Below are 22,571 nucleotides of genomic sequence, written 5' to 3' on the forward strand. Positions count from 1 at the left end.
ACAGCGCATCTGTTGAGCGCCATGTCGGATCTGCTGTCTGAATTTCGACAGGCGCTTGCTGATCAGCATCAGGTCAGTCGCTGGGTCATCGGCTACAGCGGCGGCCTCGACTCTACCGTTCTGCTGGTCCTGGCGGCCAGACTTTTCCCGCCTGCTTCCCTGCATGCACTGCATATCCATCATCAGCTGCAGCCCCAGGCTGATGCCTGGGCTGATCATTGCGAAGCGATCTGCAATCAGTTGGGTGTTTCATGTACGGTGATCCGTGTTCAGCCTGAGGGGAGTTCCGAGAACGCAGCACGTGAAGCGCGTTATCAGGCGTTCACTCAATGGCTAACGCCAGGTGATTGCCTGCTGCTTGGGCACCATGCCGGTGATCAGAGCGAAACTCTGCTGTATCGGCTGATCCGGGGAGCCGGGGTGAATGGGTTGGCCGGCATTCCGGTCAGGCGTACCCTCGGGAAGGCGTTGTTGCTGCGTCCGCTACTGCAGTTCAGCCGTTCACAGCTTGAGGGCTGGGCCAGAGATCAGGGTTTGAACTGGATAGAGGATCCAAGTAATCAACTTGAACATTATGATCGTAACTTTCTGCGGCATCAGGTGCTGGATCCACTGCGTGAGCGCTGGTCCCATCTTGATCATCGCTTCGCTGAAACCGCTCAAATGATGGTTGAGGCACGTGATCTGCTTGAACAGTTGGCCCGGCAGGATCTGCTGCTCCTGCAGAGTGAGGCAGGAGCCCTGGATCTGGTTGCTCTGAAGCAGCTGGCTGAATCACGCCAGCATAATCTGCTCAGATACTGGGTGGGAGAGTCGGGTTATCTCCTTAATCGCAAGGATCTGCTGGCGATCAGGCGGCAGTTTCTGGAATCAAAAGAGGATGCTCAGCCGCAGATGCGACTGGGTCGAGCCTTGCTCCGGCGCTATCGCCAACATCTGTTTCTGCTGCAGGGTGAGTCAGTCTCGCAACCGACGGCAGATTCGGCGTCTGTCCGGATAGCGCTCGACAGGGCAATGACGCTGGAGTTGCGTGGCGGAGAGCTTGAAGTGGTGCCGGGTGACTATGCCGACCAGGCAGATCTGGCGGATGAGACGATGCCGCAACTCTCGATTCTATACAGATCCGGGGGGGAGGTGCTGTGCCCGCTGGGTAAAGGGTTTTCGGTCAGTCTCAAGCAGTTGTTTCAGGATGCGGGTGTGCCGCCATGGTTGAGACAGGAGTGGCCTCTGCTGATGTTGGATAATCAGATTGCGGCAGTGCCGGGTATCTGTAACACGGAGCTGCTGGCCGACTATCCGGGGCTAAATTTTATCTGGCGCCCTTTTTCGTTGTCGGGACGTGCTTTTTTTGTTAGTCTGTAGCCCCATCTTGATTACGTTTTTTCCCTCCAAACATCACGATCTTACGGGTTTTGCATGACGCGCTATATATTCGTCACCGGCGGTGTAGTGTCCTCTTTGGGCAAAGGTATCGCTTCAGCTTCGCTGGCGGCCATCCTTGAGGCCCGCGGGCTTAAAGTTACCATGCTCAAGCTGGATCCCTATATTAATGTGGATCCCGGCACTATGAGTCCTTTCCAGCATGGCGAGGTTTTTGTCACCGATGATGGTGCTGAAACCGACCTTGATCTGGGTCATTATGAGCGCTTCATTCGTACCACCATGACGCGTCGAAACAACTTCACGGCAGGCCGGGTTTACCAGCATGTACTGAGCAAGGAGCGTCGCGGCGACTACCTGGGCGGCACGGTGCAGGTGATTCCGCATATCACGGATGAGATCAAGCGTCGCGTTATTGAGGGAGCCAGTGGTGCGGATGTCGCACTGGTCGAAATCGGTGGAACAGTGGGCGATATCGAGTCCTTGCCATTCCTTGAGGCGGTCAGGCAGTTGCGTACCGAACTGGGAATAGGTAAGGCGATGTTCATGCACCTGACACTGGTGCCCTATATCGCCACGGCCGGTGAGACCAAAACCAAGCCGACCCAGCACTCCGTCAAGGAGTTGCGCTCCATCGGTATCCAGCCGGATATTCTGGTCTGCCGTTCCGAGCAGCCTCTGCAGGACTCATCCCGTCGCAAGCTGGCCCTGTTCACCAACGTTGAAGAGCGTGCGGTGATCTCCCTGCCCGATGCCAACTCCATCTATGCGATTCCTCGAATGCTGGCTGAGCAGGGGCTGGATGAGATCGTTATTGATCGCTTCCGTCTTGAGTGCAAACCGGCCGATCTGAGTGACTGGGATCGTGTAGTGGATGGTATGCTGAACCCCGATGGCGAGGTGAAAATCGCCATGGTCGGCAAGTATATGGAGCTGCTGGATGCCTACAAGTCGCTGATAGAATCGATCACTCATGCTGGAATCGCACTGCACAAGAAGGTTCGAATCGAGTACATCGACTCCGAGCGAGTTGAGAAAGAGGGTGTCGATATACTCAGGGATGCACATGCGATTCTGGTGCCGGGTGGTTTTGGTGAGCGTGGTGTGGAAGGCAAAATTCTGGCGGCGCGTTATGCCCGTGAGAACAAAGTCCCTTATCTGGGTATCTGTCTGGGCATGCAGGTCGCTGTTATCGAATATGCGCGGCATATGGCGGGGCTGGAAGGTGCCAACTCGACCGAGTTCAATAAGCAGTCACCGCATCCTGTGATAGGTCTGATTACAGAGTGGACTGACCTGAGCGGCAAAGTAGAGCAGCGTTCTGATCAAACCGATCTGGGTGGAACCATGCGCCTCGGTGCGCAGTTGTGCCATCTGCTCGAAGGCTCCAAAGTGGCTCAGGTGTATGGCTCGACTGAAGTTCGCGAGCGCCATCGTCATCGCTATGAGGTGAACAACCATTACGTTCCCCTTCTGGAAGAGGCTGGGCTGGTGATTTCCGGTCGTTCCGAAGATGGTGAGCTGGTAGAGGTGATTGAGGTGCCTGATCATCCCTGGTTTGTTGCCTGTCAGTTTCATCCGGAATTTACCTCGACGCCACGTGATGGTCATGGCCTGTTCACCGGTTTTATTCAGGCCGCACTGGATCATCAGGCGCAAAGCTGACCGTTTTTTGATTTAAAACCTGTTGGAGAGTTGTGGAAATGCAGATCGCAGATATCAAAGCCCGTGAAGTGCTGGACTCGCGCGGTAATCCGACCGTTGAAGCCGATGTGATCCTGAGCAATGGCATCACCGGCAGTGCTTGTGCTCCCTCTGGTGCATCCACCGGTTCGCGCGAAGCGTTGGAGCTGCGTGACGGTGACAAGGGACGCTATCTGGGTAAGGGTGTTCTGAAAGCTGTTGCTGCAATCAAGGGCGAGATTCGTGATGCCTTGCTGGGTATGGATGTGACCGACCAGCGCGCACTTGATGATAAGATGCTGGCACTGGATGGCACCGAGAACAAATCCAAGCTGGGTGCCAATGCGATTCTGGCTGTCTCTCTGGCTGCGGCCAAGGCTGCTGCAGTCGCCAAGGGTATCCCTCTCTACGCGCATATTGCAGAACTTAACGGTACTCCAGGCCAGTTCTCCATGCCGGTTCCGATGATGAATATCATCAATGGTGGTGAGCATGCCGACAACAACGTCGATATACAGGAGTTCATGGTTCAGCCTGTGAACTTCACCTCTTTCTCTGATGCGCTGCGCTGCGGTACGGAAATTTTCCATGCCCTCAAGGCTGTACTGCAGTCTCGTGGTCTGAGCACTGCTGTAGGTGATGAGGGTGGATTTGCTCCGGATCTCGGCTCCAATGAAGAGGCACTGGTGGTCATTCGTGAAGCGGTGGAAAAAGCCGGTTACGAGCTGGGCAAGGATGTCACGCTGGCTCTGGATTGCGCATCTTCCGAATTCTACAAGGATGGCAAGTATGATCTGGCGGGTGAAGGTCAGGTGTTTGACCCTGCCGGCTTTGCAGATTATCTTGCGCGCCTGAGCAATGACTACCCGATCATCTCTATCGAAGATGGTATGGATGAATCCGACTGGGCTGGTTGGGCTGATCTGACCAACAAGATCGGTGACCGTGTGCAGTTGGTGGGTGATGACCTGTTTGTAACCAATACACGTATTCTCAAGCGTGGTATTGATGAAGGTATTGCCAACTCCATCCTGATCAAGTTCAATCAGATAGGGTCCTTGTCTGAAACCCTGGATGCGATCAGAATGGCGCAGGCTGCAGGCTTTACTGCCGTTATCTCTCATCGCTCCGGTGAAACGGAAGATACCACGATCGCTGACCTGGCCGTTGGAACAGCGGCCGGGCAGATCAAGACCGGCTCTCTGTGTCGCTCTGATCGTGTCGCCAAGTATAACCGCCTGCTTCGTATCGAAGAGGAGCTGGGTGTGAAGGCGATCTATAAAGGCCGCTCCGAAATCAAGGGTCAGAGCTGAGAAATCACTGAACAGATAGGGGGGCTACGGCCCCCCTATCTATATGTACATGAGGTATGGCGTGTTTCGGTGGCTGTTGATTCTTCTGGTGTTGATGCTGATCGGGTTGCAATACCGACTCTGGTTCGGTGAGCCAAGCCTGCGCCAGGTATGGGAGCTGGAAAAACAGATCCAGTCTCAGATTGAGGAAAATCAGCAGTTGGCTGAGCGCAATCAGCGTCTGGAGGCTGAGGTAATGGATTTGAAACAGGGGCTGAAGGCGATTGAAGAGCGTGCGCGCAGCGAGATGGGTATGGTACGTGAAGGAGAAACCTTCTATCAACTGGTTGAACCTGCTCCTGAAAGGCGTCGGCGATGACACTGTTGAAGGCTGATCCGGAACAGCTGCCCTGGCTATATGAGAAACCTCAAGGCAGTGCCCGGATAAGGGTGCAGCCAGAGGACTTCTGTGTGACTGAAGAGCTGGGTTTCGAGCCCTGTGGAGAAGGTGAGCATCTTTTCCTGCAGATCCGCAAGACGGGTGAGAATACCGATTGGGTTGCGCGCCAGTTGGCTAAGTTCTGTGCCATCGATCCGCGTCATGTCACCTATGCTGGAAAGAAGGATCGTCATGCCATAACCGATCAGTGGTTCTGTGTACACTGGCCGATCGCTTCACGCGAGCCTGCCTGGTCGCTGTTCGAATCTGATAGCATCAAAGTGTTGCGTAGCATACGCCATCAACGCAAACTCAAGCTGGGTACTCTCAAAGCCAATCACTTCAGTATAAGATTACGTGATGTGACGCATCCCGATGAGCTGGAAAGGCGACTCGGTTTGATCGCATCCGGGGTGCCAAACTACTTTGGTGAACAGCGTTTCGGTCATGCCGGGGGGAATCTGCTGAAGGGTGATGCGCTTATCAGTGGAGCGCTCAAAGAGCGGCAGCGGCATAAACGCGGCCTGTATATCTCGGCACTGAGGTCCTGGTTGTTCAACAGCGTGGTTGCAGGGCGTATCCGTCAGGAGTTATGGGACAGGTTGCTGCCTGGAGATGTGCTGATGCAGCGTGAAGGGCAGAGCTGCTTTGTCGAGGATGGCAGTGCTGGCCTGTCTGACAGGATCAGAGCAGGAGAGCTGCACCTGACGGCACCCATGTGGGGCCGGGGCGATCTGATGACGCAAGGTGTCGCCGCAGATCTGGAACGCAGTCTGATTTCGGACTGGCAAGCCTGGGCTGATGGCCTGGTACAGTTGGGATTGAACCAGGAGCGTCGTGCAATCAAATTGATACCGGGTGATATGAAGGTGTCTGCCGAGAAGGACCGGCAGTGGGTGGTCAGCTTCAGTCTGGGAACAGGTTCCTTTGCAACCAGTGTACTGCGCGAAGTGTGTCATCTGGAAAATGAACAGCAGATTCATACCTTAACAGACTAACGTTATATTAGAATAAAATCAGAAAATTATTGGCGTCACTGTGCAGACGCGTGAGAGTTGAAATGAAAATACTGATCTCCAATGATGATGGAGTCTATGCGCCGGGGCTGGCTGCCCTGGCGGCTGCTCTGGCAAAGGATGCCGAAATTTGTGTTGTTGCACCTGATCGCAATCGTAGTGGTGCGAGTAATTCACTGACCCTGGATCGACCGTTGGAATCTCATCTGCATGAGAATGGTTTTTTCAGCCTGAATGGTACACCGACAGACTGTGTGCATCTTGGGCGAAGCGGTCTGTATGTTGAGGGCTTTGAACCGGATATCGTGGTGTCGGGCATCAACGCCGGTGCCAATCTGGGGGATGATGTCCTGTATTCGGGTACGGTGGCCGCTGCAACAGAGGGGCGAACCTGTCGATTGCCACCTATCGCGGTTTCTTCCAACAGCTTTTTTCCGGAACACTATGAGGTTGCTGCCGAGGTGATCAGAATGCTGGTGCGCAATCTGGAGTCGCTGGTCGTTGCACCGCGTACTGTGTTGAATGTGAATATACCGGATCTGCCGATGGAGCAGATTCGTGGTGTGCATGTCACTCGGTTGGGGCACAGGGTTGCAGCAGACAAGCCGGTTGAAGTGCTTGACCCCCGCGGGCGCAAGCGATACTGGATAGCAGGTGCCGGCGATGCCGCGGACCGTGAGCCCGGTACTGATTTTTTTGCAGTCGAAAATGGATTTGTCTCCGTGACTCCGTTGCAGATCGACATGACTCACTACTCAGGGATGGATAATCTTGCCAGCTGGTTAGAGGAAAAACTGTGACCGAGTTTGATGTTCAGGGGATCGGCATGACATCTCGCCGTACTCGCGAGCGACTGATACAGCGTCTGCGGGAGCAGGGTATCAGTGATATGCGTGTTCTGGATGTCATGCTCGATACACCGCGTCATCTTTTTCTGGATGAGGCGTTGGCCCACAGAGCCTATGAAGATACGGCCCTGCCGATCGGCTTTAACCAGACTATCTCCCAGCCATATATCGTTGCACGCATGACAGAGGTGCTGCTGGCAGCAGGTCCCTTGGACAAGGTGCTTGAGGTGGGGACAGGGTCAGGCTATCAGACCGCCGTGCTGGCACGTCTTGTGGGTCAGGTCTATTCCGTCGAGCGGATACGTCCGTTGCAGGAAAAGGCCAAGGATAGATTCAAACGACTGAAACTTTATAACATCATCTGCCGTCACAGTGATGGTACGATGGGTTGGCCCGAAAAAATGCAGTTTGATGGTATTCTTGTAACGGCCGCGCCCGAACAGGTGCCTGATGAGTTGCTGCAGCAGTTGGCTCCAGGCGGGCGGCTGGTGATTCCGGTGGGTAGAGATCAGCAGCAACTGAAGCTGATCACACGACTGGATGGTGATGGCTTTGATACTCAGGTACTGGAATTTGTCCGTTTTGTACCGCTGGTAAGTGGCACAATTCGCTGAACAGGAAAGATCTATGCAGCAGCGTAATTTCCGTCAGTATCTCTGTCTGACGGGCAAGGGCTTGTTGATGGGAGCGGCAGATGTCGTGCCGGGTGTGTCCGGGGGCACTATTGCTTTTATCACCGGTATCTATGAAGAGTTGATTTTCAGTATCAGGCGTTTTGATATTCAGGCGCTCAAGATGCTTTTCCAGCAGGGCCCTGTGGCTTGCTGGCAATATGTCAATGGCAGCTTTCTGCTGGCGCTGGTCAGCGGTATCCTGCTGAGTATTCTGAGTATCGCTCAGGTGGTGCTCTATCTGCTGGAGAATCATCCCATTCCTCTGTGGTCCTTCTTTTTCGGATTGATTCTGGCTTCCTGCTGGACGGTGATGCGGCATATTGACCGTATCACGCTGGATCGCTTGCTGGCCTTCTGTTTTGGGGTGGTGGTTGCTCTGCTGATCACTTCACTGTCGCCTGCGATTGTGCAGCCGGGAATGGGGATGATCTTTTTTTCGGGCATGATAGCCATCTGCGCGATGATTCTGCCCGGTATCTCAGGCAGCTTTATTCTGCTGCTGCTGGGGATGTATGCGCCGGTTCTCTCTGCTTTGAGAGGGTTCGATCTGCAGTTCTTGATGCTGTTTACTACCGGTTGTATTCTTGGTTTGATGAGTTTTTCAAGAGTGCTGAGCTGGGCATTTACCAATTACCGTCCTCTCACACTGTCATTGCTGGGCGGGTTCATGCTGGGGTCGCTGAATAAAGTCTGGCCCTGGAAGTACACCATGTCCTATACCATCAATCGTCATGGTGATGAAATACCACTGGTGCAGGATAATATCCTTCCGGCAGCTTATGCCGAGCTGACCGGGCATGATCCGCTGGTCTGGTTCGCACTATGCCTTATTCTGGCTGGTGGTGCGCTGGTTCTGCTGCTGGACAGGAAATAGTGAAAGGAGGTGTGGGTGATCAAGTCTTGTGACTGGCTCAGGGTGCCATTGGCCGCATCTCTGGCAGTCTGGTTGACTGCCTGCTCCAGCGGTTATGCCCCCGTATCCGACCGAACCCGTTCGGCGACATCATCCACGCAGCCTGCCACTAGCTCAGGTAATCGGGCTGCGCTGCCCAATCCCGGAAGTTATACCGTAGTCCGTGGCGATACCCTCTATTCAATCTCCTGGCGCTATGGCCTTGATTATCGGCAGGTTGCAGCCTGGAATAACATAGATGGACGTTATCAGATATTTCCGGGACAGAAGCTGACGCTGCTGCCAGCCGGTCAGCCTGCAGCGGTATCTGCAACGCCGGCGCGTACACAGGCGCCTGCTTCTACAACCCCAGCACAGGCAGAAGGCTCCACGACACCGGCTGCTGCCGCACCAGCCAGACCGGCTGAGCAGACTGCCAGCAGGCCAGTGGCAACTCCATCTGTGCCTGCTGCGCGACCTGTCACGACATCAGCTCCGGCATCGACTGGGCCAGTCAGATGGCAGTGGCCAGCCGCCGGGAATATCATCGCAGGCTTTTCTACTCGCGCCGATGGCAATAAAGGCGTAGATATTGCCGGTAACGCTGGTGATCCGGTTTTTGCTGCTTCGGATGGGCGTGTGGTGTACGCAGGCAGCGGACTGCTTGGATATGGTAATCTGGTCATCATCAATCATAACCATCAGTTTTTAAGTGCGTATGCCCATAACAGTCGCATTCTGGTTAATGAAAATGATATGGTTAAAGGCGGTGAAAAAATTGCCGAAATGGGTAATACGGGAACTGACCGTGTCAAATTGCACTTTGAAATAAGGCAGGATGGAAAACCGGTTGATCCAGTGCGTTTTTTACCGAAAAGGTAGTAATATCAGGTAAATTCCTGAACAGCTAGAGGTGATCAGATGGAGTCGGTCGACAATAATGACAAGCATGATGATGAGTTTGGTCTGGATCTTGAGCTTGATGCTGAAGACACTGATGATGACTCGCTTGAAGATGCTGTCGATGATGAAGATCTGGCGCAGTTGATGGCGGGAGGTCGAGGTCGAGGCACGCCTGCCCACAAGGACCTTATGAATGCCAAAAGCCTGGATGCAACACAGTTGTATCTGAATGAAATAGGCTTCTCTCCACTGCTGTCCGCTGAGGAAGAGGTGTATTTTTCGCGTCTCGCGCTTCAGGGGCAGGAGGCTGCTCGCAAGCGGATGATCGAGAGCAATCTGCGTCTGGTCGTGAAGATTGCCCGCCGCTATATCAATCGTGGCCTGACACTGCTGGATTTGATTGAAGAGGGTAACCTCGGGCTTATTCGTGCGGTCGAGAAGTTCGATCCAGAGCGTGGTTTTCGCTTCTCCACCTATGCTACCTGGTGGATACGTCAGACGATTGAGCGTGCCATCATGAACCAGACCCGAACGATCAGGCTGCCCATTCATGTCGTCAAGGAGCTTAACCTGTACCTCCGTGCATCACGTGAACTGGCGCAGAAGCTTGATCATGAGCCACGGGCGGATGAGATTGCCGAACTGGTAGACAGGCCGGTGGCCAGTGTTGAACGGATGCTGGGGCTGAATGAGCGGGTGTCCTCAATCGACATCCCGGCTGGTGGAGGCAGTGACAAGCCACTGCTGGAGACCATTGCCGATCAGGAGTCTTCAGATCCTGAAACTCTGTTGCAGAATACCAATATCAGCGGCAATCTGAACCGCTGGCTGGATATGCTGCCTGAAAAGCACGCAGAAGTCCTGTCCAGGCGCTTTGGTCTGCGCGGCTACGAGATGAGTACGCTGGAGCAGGTAGGGCTTGAAATAGGTCTGACCCGTGAGCGTGTGCGTCAGATACAGGTAGAGGGGCTGCGCAAGCTGCGTGAAATCGTTGAAAAGAACGGCCTCAGTGGTGAAGACTTGCTGCAGTGACCTCTCATTCAGCCGGACGACAGTTAGCTCGTCCGGCTGAATGTGTCAGCGCTCAAGGTATTTGAACTTGTCTTTCACGCCATCCCACTCCTTGGCATCTTCCAGTGGCTCCTTGCGCTCGCTGATATTGGGCCATACCTCTGCCAACTCTCTGTTCAACTCATAGAAGTGCTGCTGATCTGCAGGCAGGTCATCCTCGTGATGTATCGCTTCTGCCGGACACTCCGGTTCGCATAGTGCACAATCAATGCACTCATCAGGATTGATTACCAGAAAGTTCGGCCCTTCATAGAAACAATCAACCGGACACACCTCAACGCAGTCGGTATATTTGCAACGGATGCAGTTCTCGGTAACGATAAACGCCATGTGTTGTCCCTCTGGCTGTATTGAATAGTTTAACTATAGTGATTGTTGCTGCGCCTGCTTGTCTTAGCGGGCAATTTTTTTCAGCTCATACAAAAGATCCAGTGCTTCTCTTGGTGAGAGGTCATCCGGTCGAATCTGTGCAAGCCTCTTTTCCACCTCGGATGGTACGGGGGCAATGAACAGGTCGGATTGCAGCGGTTGTTCTGATGTTCTCTGGCGCGTCGGGGCCGGGCGCATTTCGCTGGCGCGGCTGTCCTGCTCCAGTTGAATCAGCTTGTCCTGTGCTTCCTCTATGACGCTGCGCGGAACGCCGGCAAGTCTGGCAACTTGCAGCCCGTAGCTCTGGCTTGCGGCTCCCTCCTGAACCTCGTGCATGAACACGATATGATCATTGTGCTCCACAGCGGTCAGATGCACATTAGCGATCCCTTCGCCTTTCTCCGGCAGGGTGGTCAGTTCAAAATAGTGTGTTGCAAAAAGGGTGAAGGCACGAATCTCACGGGCCAGATACTCGGCGCAGGACCAGGCTAGTGACAGGCCGTCAAAGGTACTGGTGCCGCGTCCGACCTCATCCATCAGCACCAGACTGCGTTCAGTTGCATTATGCAGGATGTTGGCTGTCTCGTTCATCTCGACCATGAAGGTGGAGCGGCCACCGGCCAGGTCATCAGAGGAGCCCATGCGGGTGAAGATCCTGTCCACTATGCCAATACGGGAGCTGGCAGCGGGTACATGGCTGCCGATATGTGCGAGCAGCGTGATCAGAGCAGTCTGGCGCATATAGGTGGACTTACCGCCCATGTTCGGGCCGGTGATGATCAGCATGCGTCGCTCTGGGTTGAGGCGGAGATCATTGGCAATAAATGGTTCCGACGATACGGCTTCAACGACCGGGTGGCGCCCCTGAATGATCTCGATACCCGGCTCATCTGTCAGCACTGGGGCACTGTAGTTCAGCGTGTCGGCACGTTCTGCCAGGGTATTGAGGACATCCAGCTCGGCAAGAGCGCTGGCGCTGTTCTGCAGTGGTGTCAGTTGCTCAGCAATCTTGTCCAGCAGCTCATCATAGAGCTGTTTTTCTCTGGCCAGAGCGCGGCCCTTGGCACTTAATGCCTTGTCTTCAAACTCCTTCAGCTCTGGAGTGATAAAACGCTCGGCATTTTTCAGCGTCTGACGACGGATGTAGTCTGCCGGCACCGATTCAGCCTGATTGCGGCTGAGTTCGATGAAGTAACCATGCACACGATTGTAGCCAACCTTTAGTGTTGCCAGACCAGTCCGTTCACGCTCGCGCAGCTCCAGTTGCACCAGATAGTCACCAGCGTTCTCGCTGATACCGCGCAGCTCATCCAGTTCGGCGTCATAACCGGGAGCGATCACACCACCTTCACGCATCACCACGGGTGGTCCATCAATGATGGCAGTTGCGAGCAGTTGTGCCAGACCGGGGAATTCATGGATCTCGGATGCGATGCGCGTCACCAGCTCTGAGTCGGTGCTGCCCAGATGTGTCTGCAGCGCAGGTAAGGCATCCAGAGCATGACGCAGGCGCTCAAGGTCGCGTGGGCGGGCTGAGCGCAGGGCAACCCGGGACAGGATACGCTCGACATCACCGATAGGGCGCAGACCCTCGGCGATCTGCTCATGCCGATACTCCTGCTTGAGCCAGCGTATCGCATCCTGTCTCGCATGAAGCGCGCTGATACTGCGCAGAGGACGATGCAGCCAGCGCCTGAGCAGTCGGCTGCCCATGGGGGTGTGGCACTTGTCCAGAACGGAACACAGGGTGTTGTCACGACCGCCGCTGAGATTGGTATCCAGCTCCAGATTGCGTCGGGTAGAGGCATCCATGACCACTGCGTCCTGACGCTGCTCAACCTGCAGGCGGCGGATATGTGGCAGGGCGGTGCGCTGTGTATCGCGGGCATACTGCAGCAGGCATCCTGCGGCAGCAATGGCCAGCGGTAGGTGGCTACAACCGAAGCCACTGAGATCGCGGGTGTTGAACTGCTGGCAGAGCAGAGAAACGGCGGTATCCTGCTCAAACAGCCAGGGACCCTGCAAGCGCAGCCCACGGCGCTTGCGGTATAGTTCGGCAGCGCGACCCTGGTCCGGACAGAGGAGCTCGGCAGGTTGCAGTCGCTCAATTTCACTGAGTAACCCTTCTTCCGAATCCAACTCCAGGATACTGAAGCGACCGGAACTGATATCCACCTGAGCCAGGCCGTAATGCCCATTGTGCTCACTGATGGCCACCAGCAGGTTGTCGCGGGCGGAGTCCAGAAAGGCCTCTTCGCTGAGTGTGCCGGGTGTGACTATCCGCATCACCTGGCGCTCAACAGGCCCCTTGCTGGTGGCTGGATCACCTATCTGCTCGCAGATCGCAACTGATTCACCCGCCTTGACGATGCGGGCGATATAGTTCTCGGCGGCATGATAGGGAATGCCTGCCATAGGGATCGGCTGACCGCCGGATTTGCCGCGGGCAGTGAGTGAAATATCGAGCAGTTGCGAGGCGCGTTTGGCATCATCAAAGAACAGCTCATAAAAATCACCCATACGGTAAAAGAGCAGTTGGTGCGGGTGCTGAGCCTTGATGCGCAGATACTGCTGCATCATCGGGGTATGCTGTTGCAGTTGCGTGCTAGTATCTGAATTCATGGTAACCGGGATCTGCCTTGTCGGAGAGTTGAAACCGCGCATAGCGAAGAAAGCAAACAGGCATTCTACGTCAAACGGCAGTCTGATCGTAGTCGTGAAGAGGATGGAGTAATGAAAAATCTGGCAGAAAGAGTGGCACAGCATCTTATGCAAAGCGGTGCGACCATGGCAGCAGCCGAGTCCTGCACCGGTGGCTGGGTGTCACAAGCTGTGACAGCGCTACCAGGCAGCTCGCACTGGTTCGATTGTGGGTTTGTTACCTACTCGAATCATGCCAAGCAACAGATGCTGGGTGTTCCAGCGGCGCTGATTGATAGTCATGGTGCGGTCAGCGAGCCGGTAGTCGTGGCCATGGCCGAGGGTGCTCTGCAGCGGAGTCAGGCAACAATAGCGGTGTCCATCAGTGGAGTCGCTGGGCCGGATGGTGGGACGGAGCGCAAACCGGTCGGGACCGTCTGGTTTGCCTGGGCTGTGCGGGGGGGGGCGACTGTTTCCTGTCTGAGCTACTTCAGTGGAGACAGAGAAGAGGTGCGCAGGCAGGCGGTTGAGCAGGCGCTGGAAGGGATTATTGCTTATTTGCCACACTAGACTTGCATTCTGAAATCGATGTGGAATAATACTGTCCAGATATACAGTATTTTGACCGCAACGGGCAGAGGTGAGTAATGGACGATAATAGAAAGAAGGCGCTGGATGCTGCGCTTTCCCAGATCGAACGTCAGTTTGGTAAAGGCGCAGTCATGCGCATGGGTGATCATCCGCGTGAAGCGATTCCCAGCGTCTCAACCGGCTCCCTCGGTCTGGATATTGCTCTGGGGCTGGGTGGGCTGCCTTATGGTCGTGTTGTCGAGATCTACGGGCCTGAATCGTCCGGTAAAACCACTCTGACACTGCAGGTGATTGCTCAGGCTCAAAAGCAGGGTAAGACTTGCGCCTTTGTCGATGCCGAGCATGCGCTGGACCCCATCTATGCCGAAAAACTGGGTGTCAATGTCGATAACCTGCTGGTTTCTCAGCCGGACACGGGAGAGCAGGCGCTCGAAATCACCGATATGCTGGTGCGCTCCAATGCGGTCGATGTGATTATCGTCGATTCGGTTGCGGCACTGACGCCAAAAGCCGAGATTGAGGGTGATATGGGGGATTCACATGTCGGTCTGCAGGCTCGCTTGATGTCTCAAGCGCTGCGTAAACTGACCGGCAGTGTCAAGAATGCGAACTGCCTGCTGGTGTTCATCAACCAGATTCGTATGAAAATTGGCGTCATGTTCGGCTCGCCTGAAACCACTACCGGTGGTAATGCGCTCAAGTTTTATGCCTCAGTGCGTCTGGATATCCGCCGTATCGGTTCGGTGAAACAGGGTGAAGAGGTGGTCGGCAACGAAACCCGCGTCAAGGTGGTGAAGAACAAGGTTGCCCCGCCGTTCAAGCAGGCCGAGTTCCAGATCATGTATGGCAGCGGTATTTACCGCTTGGGTGAAGTGATCGATCTGGGTGTCAAGGAGGGGTTGGTAGACAAATCCGGTGCCTGGTATGCCTATAAGGGTGAAAAAATAGGTCAGGGTAAGGCGAATGCGGCCAAGTATCTGGAAGAGCATCCTGAAATGGGGCTGGAGATCGAGACTGAAATTCGCAAACGTCTGCTTGCGGTTGTACCACCCAAAGCGGAAGTGGAAGAGAAGGAATCAGCGCAGCTGGATCTTTCCTGATATGTTAAACCGGAGGGCAGGGATGCCCTCTTGTATGAGTAGAGGGATGGCAATGTCGGATACCGTCACTGATTCAGAGCTTAGAGTCTCAGCGATAGGGTTGCTGGCCAGACGTGAGTACTCACGTGCGGAGTTGCAGCAGAAGTTGCTGCGCAAGGGGTCAGTTGAACAGGTCGAGTCCGTTCTGGACCGGCTTCAAAATGATGGGTACCAAAGTGACAAGCGTTTTGCTGAGGTATTTATCCGCAACAGAATCTCCCAGGGTCATGGGGAGATCAAGATTCGCTATGAACTGCGCCAGAAGGGTATTACCGATGATATGGTCAGTGCTGCTCTGCAGGAGGCTGATCCCGACTGGTTTGCACTGGCGTTGAGCGTGCGTGAAAGGAGTTTTCCAGGTACCCCCTCTAGTGATCCAAAAACTCAGGTCAAACAGCTTCGCCATCTTGTCGGACGCGGATTTTCCTATGAGCAGGCGCGTTATGCACTGAGTGCATCAGATATCCCTGATTTTGATATATAAAAATTATCGTACATTTTCTGCACACGTTATATAATACGTCCCCATTTTTGCATCAAAAACACCGGTTGACGCCAGATCACTCGAGTCGTCCGGTTGGGCTCTGCAAACCGTACCCAGGCAACGGAACGTTATATGAAATACATGACAAGTGCACAGATACGTCAGGCTTTTCTTGACTACTTCAATCAGCAGGGACACGAGATTGTTCCCTCAAGCTCACTGATTCCGGGCAATGATCCGACTCTGCTGTTTACCAATGCGGGTATGGTGCAGTTCAAGGACGTGTTTCTGGGTACTGACAAGCGTTCCTACAGTCGCGCGGTGACTTCGCAGCGCTGCGTGCGTGCCGGCGGCAAGCATAATGATCTGGAAAATGTCGGTTATACGGCACGCCACCACACCTTCTTCGAAATGCTGGGCAACTTCAGCTTCGGTGACTACTTCAAGCCGGAAGCGATCCGTTTTGCCTGGACCTTCCTGACGGAGGTGATGGGCTTGCCGAAAGAGCGTTTATGGGTGACTGTCCATCACAGTGATGATGAGGCTGAAAAGATCTGGAAAGAGGAGATCGGTGTCGATCCGGAACGTTTCTCCAAACTGGATGAAGATAACTTCTGGTCCATGGGTGATACCGGTCCGTGCGGCCCTTGCACCGAGATCTTCTTTGATCATGGTCCTGAGGTGGCAGGTGGCCCTCCGGGCAGCCCTGATGAAGATGGCGACCGCTATATCGAGATCTGGAATATCGTTTTCATGCAGTACAACCGCTCAGGTGACGGCAGCATGACACCTCTGCCCAAGCCATCAGTAGATACTGGTATGGGGCTTGAGCGTGTCTCTGCTGTGCTGCAGCATGTTCACAGCAACTATGAGATAGATCTGTTCCAGAGTCTGCTCAAGGCTGCTGCAGCGGTGCTGGGTTATCAGGATACAACTCACAAGTCTTTGCGTGTGATCGCCGACCATATCCGTTCCAGTGTGTTCCTGGTGATTGATGGTGTGGTGCCCTCCAACGAGGGGCGTGGTTATGTTCTGCGCAGAATCATCCGTCGTGCAATTCGTCATGGCAACAAGCTGGGTGCCCGTGATGCCTTCTTCCATAAACTGGTGGCTGCACTGGTCGCCGAGATGGGTGAGGCCTATCCGGAGCTGGTCAGAATGCAGGCTCAGGTAGAGCAGGTGTTGCTGAAAGAGGAGCAGCAGTTTGCCCGCACGCTTGAAAATGGCATGAGTATTCTGGAGCAGGCGATTGCGGATCTGCAGGGCAGGATTATTCCAGGCGATACCGTGTTCAAGCTGTATGATACCTATGGCTTCCCCGTCGATCTGACCGCTGATGTTGCGCGTGAGCATGATCTGACGCTGGATATGGACGGTTTCGAGCGCGAGATGGAGCAGCAGAAAGCACGTGCGCGTGCTGCTGGGCAGTTCAATGTCGACTACAACGCACAGCTGGATATTGAAGGGGAAACCCGTTTCAGCGGCTATGAAGCACTGGAAGACCGCTCAACCGTGCTGGCACTCTTTCGCGATGGGCAGGAGGTGAAGCAGCTGGCCGCTGGCGAAGCCGGTATGGTAGTGTTGGAAAATACCGCCTTTTACGCCGAATCCGGTGGTCAGGTCGGTGATGCCGGTTACTTGCGTTGGGATCGTGGACAGTTCGTTGTCAACGACTGCACCAAGGAGAGTGGGCATCATCTGCATCATGGCCAGCTGGCTGAGGGTGTGTTGTCTGTCGGAGATACAGTGATCACTGAAGTGGATCGCGGCCGGCGTCAGGCAACAGCACTGAATCATTCCGCCACTCATTTGCTGCATGCGGCGCTGCGTCAGGTGCTGGGAGATCATGTGCTGCAGAAGGGTTCACTGGTGGATGCTGAGCGCCTGCGTTTCGATTTTTCCCATTTTGAGGCTGTCACGCCTGATCAGTTGCGTGAGATCGAAGCGCTGGTTAATGATCAGATCCGCATGAACAATGCTGTTGAAACCGAAGTGATGTCACTTGAGGATGCCAAGGCCAAAGGGGCTATGGCGCTGTTCGGTGAGAAGTATGACAATGATGTGCGTGTGCTCAGAATGGGTGAGTTTTCCATAGAGCTCTGTGGTGGCACACATGCGGCGCGCACCGGAGATATAGGCCTGCTCAAGATCACTGCGGAAAGCGGTATTGCTGCAGGTGTGCGCAGAATAGAAGCGGTGACGGGCGTGAATGCGCTGGCGCGTCTTGAAGAAGCTGAAAACACCATCAATGAGATAGCGGCCCTGCTGAAAGGGTCGAAAAACCTCGTGCTGGATAAAGTGCGTGCGCTGCATGAGCGCAACCGTCAGCTGGAAAAGGAAATTGAGCGTCTGAGTGCCAAGCTGGCATCAGCGCAAAGTGGTGATCTGCTCTCTCAGGCTGTTGAGGTCAAAGGCATCAAAGTACTGGCCACAAAGGTGGACGGTGTGGATGCCAAGGGGCTGCGTGAACTGCTGGATCAACTTAAAAGCAAGATTGGGAGTGGCGTGATCGTGCTGCTCGCTGAGCAGGAGGGTAAGGTCAGTATTGTTGCCGGTGTCACTCAGGATCTGACCGCACAGGTAAAAGCAGGAGATCTGGTGCGTGAGCTGGCTGCGCGACTCGGTGGCAAGGGTGGTGGTCGTCCGGATATGGCTCAGGGCGGCGGTATAGATGTTGCGGGTATTGCTGATGCGCTGGCAATGGTGCCGGGGCTGGTTGAGTCAGTAGCCTAGTTTTCATGTTGCCTGCAGGCCAGGCAGACCAGGAGAGAGTGATAAGATGGCATTGTACGTACAGAAGTACGGAGGTACCTCGGTCGGCTCTGTCGAGCGCATTGAGGCCGTGGCCGATAAGGTCAAGGGCTTCAGGGATCGTGGTGATGATGTTGTGGTGGTGCTGTCTGCGATGAGTGGAGAGACCAACCGTCTGATCGGATTGGCGAAAGATATCCAGGCACAGCCCAATGCGCGTGAGCTTGATGTGCTGGTATCGACCGGTGAGCAGGTCACGATAGCCCTGTTGTGCATGGCATTGCACAAGCGCGGTGTCGATGCTCGCTCCTACACTGGTGGTCAGGTGCGTATCAGAACGGATAATACCCATACCAAGGCGCGTATTCAGGATATCGAGACCGAGCGCATGCGTGCCGATCTTGATGCCGGTCGTGTTGTGGTTGTGGCCGGATTTCAGGGCGTGGATGATAATGGCAATATTACGACTCTGGGGCGCGGTGGCTCTGATACCACGGGTGTGGCTCTGGCGGCTGCTTTGAAGGCGGATGAGTGCCAGATCTACACCGATGTCGATGGTGTATACACCACTGATCCGCGAGTGGTGGAAGATGCCAGAAGACTGGATAAGATTACTTTCGAAGAGATGCTGGAAATGGCCAGTCTGGGGTCCAAGGTACTTCAGATTCGCAGTGTGGAATTTGCTGGCAAGTACAAGGTGCCCCTGCGTGTGCTGTCCAGCTTTGTCGATGGTCCGGGCACATTGATCACAATAGAGGATGACAATACTGTGGAAAAACCGGTTATCTCAGGCATTGCGTTCAATCGTGATGAGGCAAAACTGACTGTTATCGGCGTGCCGGATATACCGGGTGTTGCTTCGCGCATTCTTGGTCCTATCAGTCGTGCTAACATAGAAGTGGATATGATCGTGCAGAATGTGGCGGCTGATCAGACCACAGACTTCACTTTCACTGTGCATCGTAATGATTACGATAAAGCGCAGAAGATCCTTGAGCAGGTTGTGGCTGAGCTGGGTGCGCGTGAGTGTGCCGGCGATAACAAGATTGCCAAGGTGTCTATCGTTGGTGTGGGCATGCGTTCCCATGCCGGAGTTGCCAGCAAGATGTTTGATGCGTTGGCAAATGAGAATATCAATATACAGATGATCTCGACCTCTGAAATCAAGGTGTCGGTGGTTATTGCAGAGAAGTACCTGGAGCTTGCAGTCAGGGCCCTGCACTCTTCGTTTAACCTGGACTCTTCGGATACCGTATCGGAGTGACGAAAACAGCATGTTGCTCTATAGTGATATGCTGCAGGCCCGGAAAATGGAATGCAGCAAGCGCTGCGTTGAATCTGTATGTTGCCACGGCACAGACAGTTCACGAAAGTGGTGCGGTGTTCCATGAAGTGACGGAATTCAGCTAACAGGACATAAAAGGAGATTCATATGCTGATTCTTACGCGTCGCGTTGGAGAGACGCTCATGGTGGGTGACGATGTCACAGTGACAGTACTTGGGGTCAAGGGGAACCAGGTTCGTATCGGTGTCAATGCGCCTAAAGATGTTTCAGTACATCGTGAAGAGATTTACCAGCGCATTCAGCGCGAAAAGAGCGAAGGTGAAAATAAAGAGTAAGTTTTTGAAAATTTACCTTTTAATTTGCGCGAGTCTTTTGTAACATACGCGCCGTTGTCGAGGTGAGATGGCCGAGTGGCTGAAGGCGCGCCCCTGCTAAGGGCGTATAGGGGAAACTCTATCGAGGGTTCGAATCCCTCTCTCACCGCCATTTTTTGTGTATGCGCCCGTAGCTCAGCTGGATAGAGTACCTGGCTACGAACCAGGCGGTCAGAGGTTCGAATCCTCTCGGGCGCGCCACACAAGAAAATATTCAAGGCAACGGCATCATGTGTGCGCCCGTAGCTCAGCTGGATAGAGTACCTGGCTACGAACCAGGCGGTCAGAGGTTCGAATCCTCTCGGGCGCGCCATTTCTTCAAAGCTTCATACCTCCTGTGTCAGACCACTCCTATTCATACAATGTGATGCAGAATCTGGCAGACCTGATTCCATATCTGTAGCGGTTCAGCTTGTCCGTGGCTACCAAAAAGAATGCCCGCTTTTCCTGATCTGCATATCCATGTTTTGCAACTGCCGCACTGTAGCTCATTGATTTCATCTCATCTGTGTAAAAAAACTACATTCCGAGACAATTATTGCATCTGCTTGCAGATCTGAGCTTAAATAGACTAAAAGATGCTCTAGTAATCTGTATTCTGATAACTTTCGGGAGTCCACCTGATGGATGAACTGTTGGCTGAAGGCTTGACCCTCATGGCCTTTGGAATGGGTTTTGTTGTCGTCTTTCTGACACTCTTGATCATCGTCACCATGTTCATGTCATGGCTGGTGGTGCGCTTTGAGCCTGCACCTGTGATCAAACCGGTGAAAGCAAAGACAGCGCCTGCTCAGGCAGCTTCAAGCGATGCGCAATTGACAGCCGTCATGACAGCTGCCATACACAAATATCGCTCCCGCCGTAACGGTCAGTAATTTCCTTATTTCAATAATTAAAGAGAAAGGCAATCTCATGTCAGACGTAAAGAACCCGCTTGGCATTACCGAGCTCGTGCTGCGAGATGGACATCAGTCACTGTTGGCGACCCGTATGCGCCTGGATGACATGCTACCCATCGCCGACAAACTGGATAAAGTCGGCTACTGGTCTACTGAGAGCTGGGGTGGTGCTACCTTTGATTCCTGCATCCGCTATCTTGGAGAAGATCCCTGGGTGCGTATCCGTGAACTGAAGGCTGCGATGCCCAATACACGTCAGCAGATGTTGCTGCGTGGCCAGAATCTACTCGGCTACCGTCACTATGCTGATGACGTAGTGGCTCGGTTTGTTGAACGCGCTGCGAAAAACGGTGTGGATGTGTTCCGTATCTTCGATGCGATGAATGATCCGCGTAATCTTGAAGCTGCGATCAAGGCTGTCAAGGAAACCGGCAAACATGCGCAGGGCACCATGTCTTACACCACCAGTCGCGTTCATACGCTGGATATGTGGGTGGATTATGCCAAGCGTCTGGAAGATATGGGTGCAGACTCCATCGCCATCAAGGATATGTCAGGCATTCTGACCCCTTATGATGCCTATGATCTGGTGTCTCGTCTGAAGTCGCAGACACAGCTTGAAGTACAGCTGCAGTCACATGCAACGTCGGGTCTGGCGGATATGACGCTGTTGAAGGCGATAGAAGCGGGCATTGATCGCGTTGACGCCTCTATCTCTTCCATGTCGATGACCTATGGCCATACAGCGACAGAAACCGTTGTGGCCGCCTTGCAGGGCCAGGAGCGTGATACCGGTCTGAATCTTGAACTGCTTGAAGAGATCGCCGCTTATTTCCGCCATGTGCGGAAAAAGTACGCAAAATTCGAGGGATCACTGCGTGGTACCGATTCGCGCATCCTGCTGGCTCAGGTGCCAGGTGGCATGCTGACCAACATGGAGAGCCAGCTCAAGGAGCAGGGCGCTGCCGATAAGTTTGACGAAGTACTGGCCGAGATCCCCAAAGTACGTGAAGACCTGGGTCTGATCCCGCTGGTGACGCCGACGTCTCAGATCGTGGGTACCCAGGCGGTGATCAACGTACTGGTGGGTGAGCGCTACAAGTCCATCTCCAAAGAGGTGCAGGCGATTCTCAAGGGCGAATATGGTGCTGCACCGGCTCCTTACAACAAAGAGTTGCAGGATCGTGTATTGAATGGCGCCGAGCCGATCACCTGTCGCCCTGCGGATATGATCGATGATGAGATGGATAAGCTCAGCACGGAACTGAAGCAGATCGCAGCGGATAAGGGTGTCAAACTCGAGTCGGGTGAGCGTCTGGTGGATGATGTTCTGACCTATGCACTGTTTCCACAGATAGGCCTCAAGTTCCTCGAAAATCGCGGTAACCCCGATGCCTTTGAACCAGCTCCGACAGAGGCCGGCGTACCAGCTGTTCAGGCTGAAGCAGCGCTACCGGCAACCAAGGCTGCTGCTTCCGGGCCAGAGGTATATACGCTGACAGTCAACGGACAGAAGTATGTGGTTGAAGTGAACGAGGGTGGTGATATCACCTCCGTCAATCAGTCTTCCGCTGCGCCAGCCGCCGCACCGGCAGCAGCGCCTGTGGCAGCCGCTGCTGCCGGTGAAGCCGTACCCGCACCACTGGCCGGTAATATCTGGAAAGTCGAAGTCGCGGCCGGGCAGGCGGTTCAGGAGGGTGATGTACTGTTGATCCTTGAAGCGATGAAAATGGAAACCGAGGTCCGTGCCGCGCGTGACGGTACTGTGGTCACTGTTGATGTTAAAGAGGGTGATGCCGTGCAGGTTGGCGATACCCTGATTACTCTGGCGTGAGGCATC

Annotated in this window: 20 protein-coding genes and 3 tRNA genes; 21 read left to right on the forward strand and 2 right to left on the reverse strand. The window is 54.2% G+C overall.

The annotated features are described in order from the left end of the window. The first annotated feature begins 21 nt into the window (after positions 1–21). The 10 genes from tilS to rpoS all read left to right on the forward strand — a co-directional run bounded on the left by tilS (position 22) and on the right by rpoS (position 10,159). The gene (gene tilS, locus F7R27_RS03260) at positions 22–1,362 is read left to right on the forward strand and encodes a tRNA lysidine(34) synthetase TilS (protein ID WP_151702804.1); all 1,341 of its coding nucleotides are present in this window, start codon (positions 22–24) and stop codon (positions 1,360–1,362) included. Between the two features lie 54 nt (positions 1,363–1,416). Next, positions 1,417–3,045, forward strand: a complete 1,629-nt coding sequence (locus tag F7R27_RS03265) for a CTP synthase (protein ID WP_151702805.1) — start codon at positions 1,417–1,419, stop codon at positions 3,043–3,045. 38 nt (positions 3,046–3,083) lie between these two features. Further along, positions 3,084–4,376 carry a phosphopyruvate hydratase gene (eno, locus tag F7R27_RS03270; protein WP_151702806.1) on the forward strand — a complete coding sequence of 431 codons (1,293 nt, stop codon included), beginning with the start codon at positions 3,084–3,086 and terminating at the stop codon, positions 4,374–4,376. 61 nt (positions 4,377–4,437) lie between these two features. Then, positions 4,438–4,734, forward strand: a complete 297-nt coding sequence (ftsB, locus tag F7R27_RS03275) for a cell division protein FtsB (RefSeq protein WP_476739163.1) — start codon at positions 4,438–4,440, stop codon at positions 4,732–4,734. Beyond that, on the forward strand, positions 4,731–5,792 hold the full coding sequence (truD, locus tag F7R27_RS03280; RefSeq protein WP_151702807.1) for a tRNA pseudouridine(13) synthase TruD: 1,062 nt from the start codon (positions 4,731–4,733) through the stop codon (positions 5,790–5,792). The genes ftsB and truD overlap by 4 nt, the downstream gene beginning before the upstream one ends. Positions 5,793–5,854: 62 nt before the next feature. Next, positions 5,855–6,610, forward strand: coding sequence for a 5'/3'-nucleotidase SurE (gene surE, locus F7R27_RS03285; RefSeq protein WP_151702808.1), 756 nt, complete (start codon positions 5,855–5,857; stop codon positions 6,608–6,610). Between the two features lie 26 nt (positions 6,611–6,636). Further along, a complete protein-coding gene (locus F7R27_RS03290) occupies positions 6,637–7,272 on the forward strand; it encodes a protein-L-isoaspartate(D-aspartate) O-methyltransferase (RefSeq protein WP_151703232.1) in 636 nt (211 codons plus the stop codon). A 13-nt stretch (positions 7,273–7,285) separates the two neighbouring features. Continuing rightward, positions 7,286–8,206: a polyprenyl-phosphate transporter gene (locus F7R27_RS03295; RefSeq protein ID WP_206060361.1), complete on the forward strand. Its 921-nt coding sequence runs from the start codon at positions 7,286–7,288 to the stop codon at positions 8,204–8,206. A gap of 15 nt (positions 8,207–8,221) precedes the next feature. Further along, entirely contained in the window at positions 8,222–9,106 is an 885-nt protein-coding gene (locus tag F7R27_RS03300; protein ID WP_151702809.1) for a peptidoglycan DD-metalloendopeptidase family protein, read from the forward strand. A 39-nt stretch (positions 9,107–9,145) separates the two neighbouring features. Beyond that, positions 9,146–10,159, forward strand: coding sequence for an RNA polymerase sigma factor RpoS (gene rpoS, locus F7R27_RS03305; protein WP_151702810.1), 1,014 nt, complete (start codon positions 9,146–9,148; stop codon positions 10,157–10,159). 45 nt (positions 10,160–10,204) lie between these two features. Here rpoS and fdxA read toward each other — a convergent pair whose 3' ends face one another. Both fdxA and mutS read right to left on the reverse strand, forming a co-directional pair. Next, positions 10,205–10,528, reverse strand: coding sequence for a ferredoxin FdxA (gene fdxA / locus F7R27_RS03310; protein WP_151702811.1), 324 nt, complete (start codon positions 10,526–10,528; stop codon positions 10,205–10,207). A 63-nt stretch (positions 10,529–10,591) separates the two neighbouring features. Continuing rightward, positions 10,592–13,189: a DNA mismatch repair protein MutS gene (gene mutS / locus F7R27_RS03315; RefSeq protein ID WP_151702812.1), complete on the reverse strand. Its 2,598-nt coding sequence runs from the start codon at positions 13,187–13,189 to the stop codon at positions 10,592–10,594. Positions 13,190–13,300: 111 nt separating this feature from the next. Between mutS and F7R27_RS03320 the strand changes: the two genes are divergently transcribed. The 11 genes from F7R27_RS03320 (at position 13,301) to oadA (ending at position 22,565) form a co-directional block, all read left to right on the forward strand. Beyond that, positions 13,301–13,777, forward strand: coding sequence for a CinA family protein (locus tag F7R27_RS03320; protein WP_151702813.1), 477 nt, complete (start codon positions 13,301–13,303; stop codon positions 13,775–13,777). Between the two features lie 77 nt (positions 13,778–13,854). Further along, on the forward strand, positions 13,855–14,898 hold the full coding sequence (recA, locus tag F7R27_RS03325) for a recombinase RecA (protein WP_151702814.1): 1,044 nt from the start codon (positions 13,855–13,857) through the stop codon (positions 14,896–14,898). 34 nt (positions 14,899–14,932) lie between these two features. Further along, positions 14,933–15,421 carry a regulatory protein RecX gene (locus F7R27_RS03330; protein ID WP_240776209.1) on the forward strand — a complete coding sequence of 163 codons (489 nt, stop codon included), beginning with the start codon at positions 14,933–14,935 and terminating at the stop codon, positions 15,419–15,421. Between the two features lie 141 nt (positions 15,422–15,562). After that, positions 15,563–18,154 carry an alanine--tRNA ligase gene (gene alaS / locus F7R27_RS03335; protein WP_151703235.1) on the forward strand — a complete coding sequence of 864 codons (2,592 nt, stop codon included), beginning with the start codon at positions 15,563–15,565 and terminating at the stop codon, positions 18,152–18,154. Positions 18,155–18,200: 46 nt separating this feature from the next. Then, positions 18,201–19,436 (forward strand): aspartate kinase, encoded by a 1,236-nt coding sequence (locus F7R27_RS03340; RefSeq protein WP_151702815.1) that lies wholly within the window; start codon positions 18,201–18,203, stop codon positions 19,434–19,436. Between the two features lie 168 nt (positions 19,437–19,604). Next, positions 19,605–19,793 (forward strand): carbon storage regulator CsrA, encoded by a 189-nt coding sequence (csrA, locus tag F7R27_RS03345; protein ID WP_151702816.1) that lies wholly within the window; start codon positions 19,605–19,607, stop codon positions 19,791–19,793. 61 nt (positions 19,794–19,854) lie between these two features. Next, a tRNA-Ser gene (locus F7R27_RS03350) sits at positions 19,855–19,944 on the forward strand. Positions 19,945–19,956: 12 nt separating this feature from the next. Continuing rightward, positions 19,957–20,033 (forward strand) — tRNA-Arg (locus tag F7R27_RS03355). Between the two features lie 35 nt (positions 20,034–20,068). Further along, positions 20,069–20,145 (forward strand) — tRNA-Arg (locus F7R27_RS03360). Between the two features lie 310 nt (positions 20,146–20,455). Next, positions 20,456–20,707, forward strand: coding sequence for an OadG family protein (locus F7R27_RS03365; protein ID WP_151702817.1), 252 nt, complete (start codon positions 20,456–20,458; stop codon positions 20,705–20,707). Positions 20,708–20,744: 37 nt separating this feature from the next. Continuing rightward, positions 20,745–22,565 carry a sodium-extruding oxaloacetate decarboxylase subunit alpha gene (gene oadA, locus F7R27_RS03370; protein ID WP_151702818.1) on the forward strand — a complete coding sequence of 607 codons (1,821 nt, stop codon included), beginning with the start codon at positions 20,745–20,747 and terminating at the stop codon, positions 22,563–22,565. Positions 22,566–22,571 lie beyond the last annotated feature (6 nt).

Source organism: Nitrincola alkalilacustris, from assembly GCF_008973755.1.
Lineage (GTDB): Bacteria > Pseudomonadota > Gammaproteobacteria > Pseudomonadales > Balneatricaceae > Nitrincola > Nitrincola alkalilacustris.